1 pseudogene is annotated in these 786 nt (G+C 71.7%); it reads left to right on the forward strand.

Features of this window, described 5'->3' with window-relative positions:
* Positions 1-786: pseudogene (locus AC1D12_RS34520) on the forward strand (hypothetical protein); the annotation flags it as partial.

The raw sequence follows: 786 nt of genomic DNA on the forward strand, positions 1-786 counted from the left end.
GGCAGGTCACGCGCGCGCAGACCGTGGTGGCCACCCAGATCCTCGGCGACGACGCGGACGACGTTCCCGAAGAACAGCGCGACATCGGCCGCCAGGTCAGCGCCGACCAGCGCGAGCTGTTCGTCTCGTGCGACCCGGCCGAGGCGATGCAGCAGCAGTTCGAGCTGCTGCACCCCGACTACATCGCGCTGCACGACGTGGGCACCGTGTCGTCGCGCAAGCTGCTGGCTGGCGTGGCCGCCGCCAGCAACCGCTCGCTGCAGAAGCTCGTGATCCGCCGCCAGGGTTACGGCACGCCGCTCGCGACGCTGGAGTTCCTCGATTTCCCCGGCACCGACGGCAGCCTGCTGCGGCTGTACACCACGCAGGCCGATGCCGACACCACGGCGCGGCTGGCGCTGGCCCGCGTGCTGATGGGCTACAGCCAGCTGGCGGTGCTGATGGTCGGCGCGCTGCCGGCGCACCTGCTCGAATCGACGCTGAAGCCGCTGCACGAGGCGATGGTGACCGGCCCGTGGTTCAACCGGCACATGCTGCTGCTGCCGCTGACGGCCACCACCGCCACGCTCGCGAGCTTCGGCACCGACATGGGCCGCGGCACCGGCGTGAACGTGCGCACGACGCCGCAGGTGACCCGCCCGGCCGACGCCTGGGGCTTCATCAGCGGCACCTGGAACAAGCTGCGCGAGCAAGGCGTGGGGAATCCGYGGCCGGCGGCGAAAGCCACGCAGGCCGCGCCCACGGCGATGCCGCCGATGGCGCCTCGCCCGGTCGGTTCATTCTCGA

This window comes from Rhizobacter sp. P1_G5, from assembly GCF_056405435.1.